This is a genomic window from Actinoplanes sp. NPDC023714 (assembly GCF_040639855.1).
In the GTDB taxonomy this organism is placed as follows: Bacteria; Actinomycetota; Actinomycetes; order Mycobacteriales; family Micromonosporaceae; genus Actinoplanes.
On record NZ_JBFAAR010000005.1, the window covers coordinates 465,099 to 476,532 of the forward strand.

The window sequence follows — 11,434 nt, forward strand, 5'->3', positions numbered from 1 at the left end:
GCGTTTACGTCATGTCCGTTCCGAACGATCCGGCGCAGTCGCTTCAGGCGTACGCGCATCCCGACAAACTGGTCACCACCGAGTGGCTCGCCGCAAACCTGGAAACGCCCGGCCTGGTCATCGTCGAGTCGGACGAGGACGTGCTGCTCTACGACACCGGCCACATCCCGGGCGCCGTGAAGGTCGACTGGCACCTCGAGCTGAACGATCAGCTCACCCGCGACTACCTCGACCCGGCCGCATTCGCCGCGATGTGCGAGGCCAAGGGCATCGGCCGGGACGACACGATCGTCTTCTACGGCGACAACTTCAACTGGTGGGCCGCGTACGCGCTCTGGGTCTTCAGTCTCTTCGGCCACCGCGACGTGCGCCTGCTCGACGGCGGGCGGCAGAAGTGGGCGGCCGAGGGCCGTGCGCTCACCCGGGACAAGACCACCCGCGCCCCCGCCTCCTATCCGGTCCCGGTCCGCAACGACGCCGAGATCCGGGCGTTCCGCGACCAGGTGATGGGCCACATCGCCACCGGCCGGCCGCTGGTCGACGTCCGCTCGCCGCAGGAGTACACCGGCGAGCTGACCCACATGGAGGCGTACCCGCAGGAGGGCGCGCTGCGCGGCGGGCACATCCCGGGCGCGGTCAGCAAGCCGTGGAAGTCGGCGGCCAACGACGACGGCACCTTCAAGCCGCACGACGAGCTCGTCAAGATCTATCGCGACGAGCTCGGCCTCGAGCCGGCCGACGACGTGATCGCCTACTGCCGGATCGGCGAGCGCTCGTCGCACACCTGGTTCGTGCTGCACCACCTGCTCGGATACCCGCAGGTCCGGAACTACGACGGCTCCTGGACCGAGTGGGGCAACCTGGTCCGGGCGCCGATCGCGAAGGGCTCGGAGCCGGGCGGCCTGAGCTGATCTCCCACGACCGGGCGGGGGCCGAAAGTGTCGGCCCCGCCCGGTAGCGTGCTCGATCGTGAGCAACACGTTCCAGGTCGATCTCCGCGGAATCGTCGATCTCCTCAGCCACCACCTCTATGCGAGCCCGCGCGTCTACGTCCGCGAGCTCCTCCAGAACGCGGTCGACGCGATCACCGCGGTCGGCCCCGGGCATCCCGGCCGCGTCGAGATCACGACCGGGGACGCGTTGCGGATCAGCGACAACGGCATCGGCCTCACCGAGGCGCAGGTGCACGAGCTGCTCGCCACGATCGGCCGCAGTTCGAAGCGCGACGAGCTCGGCTTCGCCCGCCACCAGTTCCTCGGCCAGTTCGGCATCGGCCTGCTCTCCTGCTTCATGGTGGCCGACGAGATCCGGGTGCACACCCGCCGGGGCGATGCCCCGCCGGTCCTCTGGACCGGTCACGCCGACGGCAGCTACGAGGTCGGCCCCGGGGAGGAGCGCGAGCCCGGGACCACCGTCACCCTGCTGCCGCGCCGCGGCTCCGAGCACTTCCTTTCGCGTACGACGGTGAGCGAGCTCGCCGGGCTCTACGGCTCGCTGCTTCCGGTCGCGGTGACCGTCGACGGCGCCCGGGTGACCGGCGACGACCTGCCCTGGGACCGGCCGCAGTCGGACCGGCTGGCCTACGCCGAGGAGGTCCTCGGCTTCCGCCCGTTCGACGTGATCGACCTGAACGTGCCGGCCGCCGGCCTCAGCGGCGCCGCGTTCGTGCTGCCCACCCCGGTCAACCCGGCGAGCCGCGGCGGCCACCGGGTCTACCTCAAGCGCATGCTGCTCTCCGAGCACGTGGAGGGCCTGCTCCCGGAGTGGGCGTTCTTCGCCCGGTGCGTGGTGGACAGCAGCGAGCTGCGGCCGACCGCGAGCCGCGAGGCGCTCTACGACGACGGCCAGCTCGCCGAGACCCGCGACGCCATCGCCGACCAGCTGCGCGGCTGGCTGGCCCGGCTCGCCGCGACCGACCCGCGCCGGCTCGGCGAGTTCCTGCGCATCCACCACCTCGGGGTGAAGGCGCTGGCCCTGCACGACGACGAGATGCTGCGCCTGGTCGAGCAGTGGTACCCGTTGCAGACCAACATGGGTGAGATCACCCTGGCCGAGTTCCGCGCCCGGCACGGGGTGCTGCGCTACGCCGCCACCGACGACGAGTTCCGGCAGCTCGCCGCGGTCGCCGCGGCGCAGGACGTGGCCCTCATCAACGGCGGCTACGTCTACGACGCCGACCTGATCGAGCGGCTCGCCCAGCTCGACCCCGAGGTCCGCGCCGAGCGGCTCGACCCGTCCGACCTGGCCACCCGGTTCCTGCCGGTGGAGGCCGAGACCGAGCTGCGGCTGCGGCCGTTCCTGGCGGCCGCCCAGCGCCGCCTCGACCGGCTCGGCTGCGAGGTCGTGGTGCGCGCGTTCGACCCGGTCACGCTCCCCTCGCTCTACCTGGTGAGCCGGGCCGCCGCCTTCCACGAGGAGTTCACGGCGGGCCGGTCGCAGGCCGACGACCTCTGGGGCGGGGTGCTCGACGCGCTGTCGTCGACGGTGCCGGCCGACCGCCCGCAGCTCGTCCTCAACCACCGCAACCCGCTGGTTCGGCGGATCGCCGCGCTCGGCGACGCCGAGCTGGCCGGTCTCGCCGTGGAGTCGCTCTACGGCCAGGCGCTGATGCTCGGCCACCACCCGATCCGGCCGAACGACGCGGCGCTGCTCACCACGTCGCTCCTCGGCCTGCTGGACCGTGCCGTTCCCGGGGAGGCCTGACAGATGAAGACCGCCGAAGAGCTCTGGGACCTGCTGAACCAGGCCCACGAACTGCCCTACGGCGCGGCCCAGATCGCGCTGGTCGAGCAGGTGCTGCGGCACGTCGACACGGCCGGTGACCCGGCCCTGGCGTTCTACTCGCGCCTGCTCGCCACGACGGCGTACATGTACGGCGGCGAGCCGGTGAAGTCGTTCCCCATCTTCTCCTGGTGCGTGGCCGACTTCGACCGCAAGCCCGCGCCGTACCACGAGCGCTGGACGCACAACCTGCTCTGGCTCTTCAAGAACATGGTCAGCATGCTCACCAAGTTCCCGGAGATCCCGCTGGCCCGGACCCACGCGGTGCTCGACGACATGGAGCGGCGCTACCGGGAACACGGCAGCGGCATGCAGGCCGTCTACAAACATCGCTACCTGGTGGCCCAGCACGTCGGCGACACCGACGAGGCGCAGGCCTGGTTCGAGAAGTGGCAGGCCGCGCCCCGCGACGAGCTGTCCGACTGCGCCGGCTGCGACCCGACGTCGCTCGCCCACCACCTGATCGGCAAGGGGCGCTTCGCCGAGGCCGTCGAGCTGGCCGAGCCGGTGCTGGCCGGCGACCTGTCCTGCAACGAGCAGCCGCAGAGCATCCTGAGCGAGCTGATGGTGGCCTACCTGCGGTCCGGGCACCCGGCCGAGGCGGCCGACGCGCACCGCCGGTCATACCTGATCGAGCGGAACAACCTGGCCGACCTCGGCGGGATCGGCGACCACATCGCGTTCTGCGCCCGCACCGGCAACGAGCACCGCGGCCTGGAGATCCTGCAGCGCCACATCGACTGGCTCGACCGCGCGCCCTCCCCCTCGGCGGCCATGTGGTTCGCGGCCGACGCGTCGCTGCTGCTGCGCCGGCTCACCGAGATCGGCCACGGCGACGCGGTGGTCCGCCGCACCGGCCGGCCGGACACCACCGCCGCCGAGCTGGCCGGCGAGCTGTCGGCCTTCGCGGCCGAGACGGCGGCCCGCTTCGACGCCCGCAACGGCACCGGCCACCAGAGCGAGATCATCCGCAAGGAGCTGGACGCCCGGCCGTACGAGGTTCCGGTCCAGCTCTCCCCGACCGCCCGGCCGGCGCCGGTCGGACTGGCCGTCGAGCGGCCGCGACCGGCCGCCGTCGTCCTGGAGCCGCCGGCCGAGATCCCGCCCCGGGCGTCCGCGGCCGAACTGCTCGACCTGGCCGAGCAACACCTCGAGGACGACCGCGAGGACGCGTTCGCGGCGGCCCTCGACGCGATCGACGAGCGGTTCGGCGTGCCGGCGGAGCCGCTGCACGCCGGCCGGCTCTGGGCCCTCCGCGGGCTGCGCCTGCCGGACGAGGCGCACGCCGAGACGGTGGCCGTCTGGGAGAAGGCCATCGCGCTCCTGGAGGAGGCCGGCGAGCCCGGCCGGGTGAGCGTGCTGCGCGCCCGGATCGCCCTGGAACGCGCCGAGATGGGCGAGCTGGATGGCGGCCTCGACGCGGTCCGGGCCGACGTCGACCACCAGGATCGGCACGGTGACGCGGCGAAGCGGGCGAGCGCCTGGCTGCGTCTGTCCACGATGTACTGGCGTCTCGAGCGGGCCGACGAGGCCGTCACGGCCGGCGCGCAGGCCGACCGGTTCGCCGAGGAGACCGGTGACCCGCGCCGGCAGGCGTACCACGCGATCATGCGGGCCCGGCTGTTCGCCTCCACGCACCGCCACGAGGAGGCGGTGGACGCCGCCCGCGCGGCCTGGGACTTCTACCGGGACAACGGCCCGGCCCGCTCCAGCGCGCAGGCGGCGATGATCTTCGGGCAGCTCGCCGAGGACCCGGAGGAGGCGGTCACCGCTCTGACCGAGACGCTCGCCTCCGGCCTGCCCGGTCCGGCGGTGGCGGCCCGGGTGCAGCGGGGCCGGGAATACCTGCGGATGAACCGGCCCGCCGAGGCGATCGAGGACCTGGTCGAGGCGGTCGCGCTCTGCGCCGAGCGCGGGATGGACGAGGGCGGCGCGTTCGCCCGTCACGATCTGGCGCAGGCCTACCGCCAGGCCGGCCGGATCGCCGAGGCGATCGAGGTGGCCGAGGAGGCGCTGCTGGGATACGAGCGGTTCGAGGCCGAACAGCCGGCCGACGACTGCCGCTTCCTGCTGGCCGGGCTCTACCGCGATCTCGGTGACAACAACCGGGCCCTCGCCGGGTTCCGCGACCTGATCGAGCGGCTGGAGGGCAACCCGGCCGGCCGCGGGCAGATCGGCGAGCAGGCCGGCCAGTTGCTCTACGCCATGGACCGGGACAGCGAGGCCGCCCTGACCTTCCTGGCGTCCGCCGAGGCGCTGCGCGAGGCCGGCGATCCGGTCGGTGAGCTGCGGGTCCTGCGCCGGCGGCTGATGGCGCTCAACTACGCCGACGAGGTGCCGGCCGCCGAGGAGCTGATCGAGCTGGTCGCCCGGCGCTACGCGGAACTGCCGGAGGAGCTGGCCGCCGAGCCGGGCGTGATCTGGGGCCGGTCGATCTTCGCGTACGAGGTCGGCAACCTGCTGATGCGCCGCGGCCGGTTCGCCGAGGCGGTGCCGCACCTGCGGGGCAGGCCGGAGCAGCTCCGCGAGATCGGCGCGATCGACGACGCCGATCAGGTGACCACCATGCTCGCCGAGGCGTTACTCCGGTCGGGATCGGTGCGCGAGGCGGAGGAGATGCTCGACACGTTGCTGGCGGGCATGGCCCCCGACGCACCTGGCAGGGAGCTGGCGACCGGCCTGCGTGTGGAGGCCCGCGAACTTTCCTGAGCCGCGCAGTGCTCCAAAAATAGGCTGAACGACCGTTAAGTGAAGTCTTGACGCCGGGTTACAGTTGCCTGGTGACAACGGTAGAGCAACGGCACCGGACCACCCCTCCGGCGCCTCGGCGGCGGTCACGCCGCGACGAGATTCTGGAGATCGCGGTCGACCTGTTCGCCTCCCGCGGCTATCACGGTGTGTCGATGGACGACATCGGCTCGGCCGCCGGCGTCACCGGCCCAGCGCTCTACCACCACTTCGCCGGCAAGGAGGCGATGCTGGTCGCCGCGCTGATCCCGGTCAGCGAGAGCCTGCTGGAGGGTGGGCGCGAGCGGGTGGCCCGGCATTCCGGCGACGCCGAGGCCGCGCTCGCCGACCTGATCGACTTCCATGTGGACTTCGCGCTCGCCAACCCCGCGGTGATCGCCCTCCACCTGCACGAGCTCGACCGGCTGCCGGACGAGCCGCGCCGGCAGATCCGCCGCCTCCAGCGCCTCTACGTCGAGGAGTGGGTGGCCGTGCTGTCCCGGGTGCGTCCCGAGCTGGCGGCGCCGGAGGCCCGGGTGCTGGCCCACGCCGCGTTCGGCCTGATGAACTCGACGCCCTTCCTCGGCGGCGAGGTCGAGCGGCGCCGCCGTGCCGACCTGCTCCGCGAGGCGACGATCCACGCCCTGGCCGGGCACTAGACGCCCCGAACCGCACCCCTCCACGCCTCCACACCGCCCCTTCTCCTCGCCGCTCCCCCCTTTGCCGCGATCTTGAAGTTCCACAGGGACGGTCCTGCGCAACTTCACAAGATCGCGGCGAGAAGGGAGCTGCGGCGAGAAGGGGAGCTGCGGTAAGAGGGGGCCGTGGCAGCGGGCCGCGACAAGAAGGGCCGCGGCAAGAGGGGAGCCGTGGCAGGAGGGGGCCGCGGTAAGAGGGGGAGCCGCGGTAAGAGGGGGAGCCGCGGCGAGAGGGGCCGCGCCAAGAGGAAATGCGGCAGGAAGAGATGTCGAAGATCGACCCGCAAAGGAGCGGAATGATCGAGTCGTTGCTCGTCGCCAATCGGGGCGAGATCGCCCGCCGGATCATCAGGACCGCCAAGCGGCTCGGGATCCGGACGATCGCGGTCCACTCGGACATCGATGCCGGCATGCCGTTCGTCCTGGAGGCGGACGAGGCTGTCGAGATCGGGCCGGCCAACCCCGCGGAGAGCTACCGGAACGCCGAGGCGATCCTGGCCGCCGCGAAGAGGACCGGGGCGCAGGCGATCCATCCCGGGTACGGATTCCTGAGCGAGAACGCGGACTTCGCCCGTACGGTGCAATCAAACGGCCTGGTGTGGGTCGGACCCGGCGCCGAAGCGATAAGCGCGATGGGCGACAAGATCAATGCGCGCAACCTCATGGCCGCGGCAGGCGTGCCGGTCGCGCCCGGGTCGGCAGACCCGGCGGCGACCGTCGAGGACGCCCTCCGGGCGGCCGGGGAGATCGGATTTCCGGTGATGGTGAAGGCCGCCGCGGGTGGCGGCGGGATGGGCATGGCCGTCGCGGACGACGAGGCCGGGCTCGCGAAGGAGTACGAGAAGGTGCGCGCCTTCGCCGAGCGGATGTTCGGCGACGGCTCGGTGCTGATCGAGCGCTACTTCCCCCGGGTGCGGCACGTCGAGGTGCAGATCCTCGGCCTGGCCGACGGCCGGGTGATCGCCCTCTCCGAGCGGGAGTGCTCGGTGCAGCGCCGCAACCAGAAGCTGGTCGAGGAGGCGCCGTCGCCGGCCGTGAGCCCCGAACTGCGCGCACGGATTCTGGCAGCCGCCGTGAAAGCCGGCGAAGCGGTCAACTATCGCAATGCGGGCACAGTGGAGTGTCTGCTCGACCCGTCGACCGGGGAGTTCTTCTTCCTGGAGATGAACACCCGGCTCCAGGTCGAGCATCCGATCACCGAGCTCATCCACGGGATCGACCTGGTGGAGCTGCAGTTGCGGATCGCCTCCGGCCTGGACGTCACCATCCAGGAAGGACAGAGCGGGCACGCGATCGAGCTGCGGGTCAACGCCGAGGACCCGAAGCGCTTCCTGCCCGGCCCCGGCAAGGTCACCACCTGGGTGGAGCCGGCCGGCGAGGGCGTCCGGGTCGACTCCGGCTACGCCGAGGGCACCACGGTGAGCCAGAACTACGACTCCCTGATGGCGAAGCTGATCGTCTTCGGCGCCGACCGGGACGACGCGATCGCCAAGGCCCGCGCCGCGGTGGCCGGCTTCGCGATCGCCGGGCCGAAGAACAACCTGCCGTTCTTCGCCGAGCTGCTGGAGAACGAGGAGTTCCTCTCCGGCGACTACGACACCGCCATCGTCGGACGGATGAGGGCCCGGAAATGACCGCCGTCAGCATCCGCGAGGTCGCGCCCCGGGACGGCCTCCAGAACGAGAACCCGGTCCCGACCGAGGCCAAGATCCGCCTGCTCGACGCGCTGAGCCGGACCGGCGTGCGGCGCATCGAGGCGGTCTCCTTCGTACATCCCCGGGCCATCCCGCAGATGGCCGACGCCGACGAGGTGTGGGCGCGCGCCGAGCGGAACCCGGACGTCCGCTACTCGGCGCTCATCCCGAACACCCGGGGCGCGCATCGGGCGATCGCGGCCGGCTTCCGGGAGATCGAGGTGGTCGTCTCGGCGAGCGACACCCACAACCGGCGCAACCTCAACCGGTCCACCGAGGAGTCCCTCGACGACATCGCCGGGCTGATCCCGCTGGTCCACGACGCCGGCGCGACGCTCGAGGTGATCGTGGCGACCAGCTTCGGCTGCCCGTTCGAGGGCGACGTCGACCCCGCGCGGGTGGCGGGCATGGTGGCTCGCGTCCGCGCCGACGGCGCGGACCGCATCGCCTTCGGTGACACCACCGGCATGGCGACTCCGCGCCGGGTGCGTGATCTTCTTTCCGAGGTACGCCCCGACCTGCTGCACTTCCACAACACCCGCGGCACCGGGCTCGCCAACATCCTGACCGCCCTGGATCTCGGGGTGACCGAGTTCGACGCGAGCGCGGGCGGGCTGGGTGGCTGTCCCTATGCGCCGGGCGCCTCCGGCAACGTCGCCACCGAGGAGGTCGTGCACATGCTCCACGACATGGGCATCGACACCGGAATCGACCTCGATAGGTTGATTGAGGCCGCTGAGCTGGCCGAAAAGATCGTCGGCCGGCCGCTGCCGTCGGGGGTCCTGCGAGCTGGGCCGCGTACCCGGACCGTGTGAATTCTCGGGCCCATTCCAGCGATCATTTTTCCCGTTTTGTACGCGTGACCCCGGTTCCCTCTCGTCGTTACCAATACCGAGTGGCAAATATCGCCTGTTCCTCACGAACGGGATGAATTGGCCATCGGTCGGCGTCGGCGACGAGGGGTGAACCAATGACGGGCTGGGGGGTCGAGCGTGGAATGCGCGCGGCGTGCCGGTCCCTGTCGATCCCCCGCGGCGGCTCCCCGCTCATGCCGTCTCCGAACCAGGAGGCGGAGCGGCGTCCGGAGCGCCGCGCAGGGCACATCGGCTCTCGGTGGGCTCTGCGTGCACTCGTCATCGGCGGACTGGCCGGAGCGGCCTGGCTGCTCACCGGCACCGCCGCACACGCCGCGGACAACGACTTCGAGCCCGCCGGCTCGCTGTACGAGTCCACGTCGCACAGTGTCGCGCCGGTTGCCGGCGACGAAGCAATGGTCGGTGAACTCCTGAAGGCGGCCGCCCAGCCGCTGGAGTCAGAATCCGCACCGAAACTCCACCGGCGGGTCGTGAAGTCGATCCTCACGACAGCGGAACGGATGCTGTCCGGTCCGGTGGAGATGCCCGACGAGGTGATCTACGACGGATCCGCGATCGACGCGGACCTGCTCGAGGAGGAGCCGCGCCGGAAGTCCGCTCCCTCGCGTACCAGCGACGGGCCGGCGGACGACCGGGAGCGACCCGAACCGGCAGAGGACGCCGCGGACACCGTGACCGAGCCGAAACAGGAGGCCCCGGCGGCATCGCCGCAGGTGGCCGACCCGTCCCCGGCCGGCAGCGCCGTGGTTCCGCCCGCGGAACCCCGGGCAGCGCTGCCCACCTCAGCGGACCACAGCACCAGGGCCGACCACGCTCCGCGCGGCGAATCGTCGCCGCGGCGTGCGAAGGCCGAGTCCCGGTCCCACGTCCACCGTCGTGTCCCGGCCGCCCGGCCGGCCCCGGCGGAGACGGTCCGGCAGGAGGAGCCCGTCGACGACGGGCACACCCCGGCACGGATGAACCTCGGGACCGTCAGCGGCATCCCGGCCGGTGGGCCGGGAGCGTCTCCGGAGGTCGGCCCGGCGGCCGTTCTTCCGGCTCGGGTCGTGAACGACGCGGTGGACGGCCACCGGTTCCCGTTCGCGGCCGACGTCGAGGCCCGGCGCAACGACGCCGTGGCACCGACCGTCTCACCTGACTGATGGTTTGACGCCTCCGGGCCACGATTCCCGAACCGCTTGCGTACAGGCGGCGAATCGTTCACATCACATCGCATCACCGCTGCTCGACCCCCATTCAGGGGCGCTGGGCCGAACGCGGAGTCAGGCCAGAAAGAAACGAGCCAGGGCACCGCTGCGCCCGAAGACAGGTTCGGAACCGAATCAATTTAATACGCGGAAATTCCTTGCTGACCATTCGTGAAAGGCATTTCTTTCCAGATGAAGAAGACGTGGGTTCGTAAGACGCTCAGCATCGGCGTGCTCGCCGCCGGCGCCCTGCTGCTGGCCCCGGCCGCCGCTGCGCAGGCCGACATCGACCAGACCGGTTTCGGCAACGTCGGTGGCTTCAACGGCGGGCAGGTCGCCGTGCCGGTCGCCATCCCGGTCAACCAGGTCGGCAACGCGGACAGCCTCCTCGGGATCTCCCAGGGCTCCGGCAGCGGCCTCAACGCGATCGGTGGCGGCCACAAGGGCAACCGCGGTGGCTGGAACGACGGGATCGCCCAGCAGAGCGTCGGCAACTTCGGCTTCGGCAACGGCAACCAGATCGCCGTTCCGGTCGCCATCCCGATCAACCAGTGCGGCAACGCGACCAGCCTCGGCGGGATCTCCTACGCCGCTGCCGCGTGCACCAACGCGATCGGCGTCGACGGCCGCAAGAGCATCGTCGTGAAGAAGTCGCACAAGCGGGAGAGCTTCGGCACCGACCGCAACCTGCTCGGCAACAACGCCGTCGGGAACCTCGCGCACAACCTGGCCCACGGCACCGGCGCCAAGGGCGTGCAGGCCGGCCACGGCAACCTCATGCCGGGCCACGGCTTCATCCCGGGTGGCACCTTCGTTCCCGGCGGCCACGTCGTGAACGGCGCCGGCGGCTTCGGCAACTTCGGCATCTCCGGCAACCGGCACGGTGGCGACTGGGGCGGCATCCGCCAGAGCAGCGTCGGCAACTTCGGCCTGGGCAACGGCAACCAGTACGCCGCGCCGATCACCATCCCGATCAACGTCTGCGGCAACTCGCTGTCGTTCCTCGGCACCTCGTACAGCTCGGCGAACTGCGCGAACGTCATCGGCGGCGACGTCAAGAAGGTCAAGGTCGTCAAGGGCCACAACCACGACGACGACGGCGACGTGGCCGGCGACGACGGTGGCTACGGCGACGAGATGCCCGACGACACCGGCGACGTCCGTGGCGACAACGGCTACAACGACGCGGGTGAGATGCCGGACGACGCCGGCTACGGCGACGAGGCCCCGGCCGACGTGGCGGACGACGCGGGCTACGGCGACGAGGCTCCGGCCGACGTCGACGAGCCGGGCGACGCCATGGACGCCGGCTACGGCGACGAGCTGCCGGACAACTACAGCAGCAGCAACGGTGGCCGTGCCTCCGAGAAGACCACGCTGGGCCGCCTCACCGACCTCGGTGGCGTCCGCAGCGCGGGTCTCGGCGGTGGCCTCGGTCTGCTCAACACCCTGCGCTGACCCTCGGGTCGGTA

Annotated in this window: 8 protein-coding genes; all 8 read left to right on the forward strand. The window is 71.5% G+C overall.

The genetic code is table 11. The annotated features are described in order from the left end of the window. Positions 1-11 precede the first annotated feature (11 nt). The 8 genes from AB0G10_RS24920 (at position 12) to AB0G10_RS24955 (ending at position 11,420) form a co-directional block, all read left to right on the forward strand. On the forward strand, positions 12-911 hold the full coding sequence (locus AB0G10_RS24920; protein ID WP_360926120.1) for a sulfurtransferase: 900 nt from the start codon (positions 12-14) through the stop codon (positions 909-911). Positions 912-969: 58 nt separating this feature from the next. Further along, the gene (locus AB0G10_RS24925; RefSeq protein WP_360926123.1) at positions 970-2,703 is read left to right on the forward strand and encodes an HSP90 family protein; all 1,734 of its coding nucleotides are present in this window, start codon (positions 970-972) and stop codon (positions 2,701-2,703) included. Between the two features lie 3 nt (positions 2,704-2,706). Further along, complete coding sequence (locus tag AB0G10_RS24930) at positions 2,707-5,490, forward strand: tetratricopeptide repeat protein (protein WP_360926126.1); 2,784 nt, start codon at positions 2,707-2,709, stop codon at positions 5,488-5,490. Between the two features lie 71 nt (positions 5,491-5,561). Further along, on the forward strand, positions 5,562-6,167 hold the full coding sequence (locus AB0G10_RS24935) for a helix-turn-helix domain-containing protein (RefSeq protein ID WP_360926129.1): 606 nt from the start codon (positions 5,562-5,564) through the stop codon (positions 6,165-6,167). Positions 6,168-6,502: 335 nt separating this feature from the next. Continuing rightward, positions 6,503-7,840: a biotin carboxylase N-terminal domain-containing protein gene (locus tag AB0G10_RS24940; protein WP_360926132.1), complete on the forward strand. Its 1,338-nt coding sequence runs from the start codon at positions 6,503-6,505 to the stop codon at positions 7,838-7,840. Continuing rightward, positions 7,837-8,715, forward strand: a complete 879-nt coding sequence (locus AB0G10_RS24945) for a hydroxymethylglutaryl-CoA lyase (protein WP_360926135.1) — start codon at positions 7,837-7,839, stop codon at positions 8,713-8,715. The genes AB0G10_RS24940 and AB0G10_RS24945 overlap by 4 nt, the downstream gene beginning before the upstream one ends. A gap of 155 nt (positions 8,716-8,870) precedes the next feature. Then, positions 8,871-9,917 (forward strand): hypothetical protein, encoded by a 1,047-nt coding sequence (locus tag AB0G10_RS24950; protein ID WP_360926138.1) that lies wholly within the window; start codon positions 8,871-8,873, stop codon positions 9,915-9,917. A 237-nt stretch (positions 9,918-10,154) separates the two neighbouring features. After that, complete coding sequence (locus tag AB0G10_RS24955) at positions 10,155-11,420, forward strand: chaplin family protein (RefSeq protein ID WP_360926140.1); 1,266 nt, start codon at positions 10,155-10,157, stop codon at positions 11,418-11,420. The last annotated feature ends 14 nt before the right edge of the window (positions 11,421-11,434 follow it).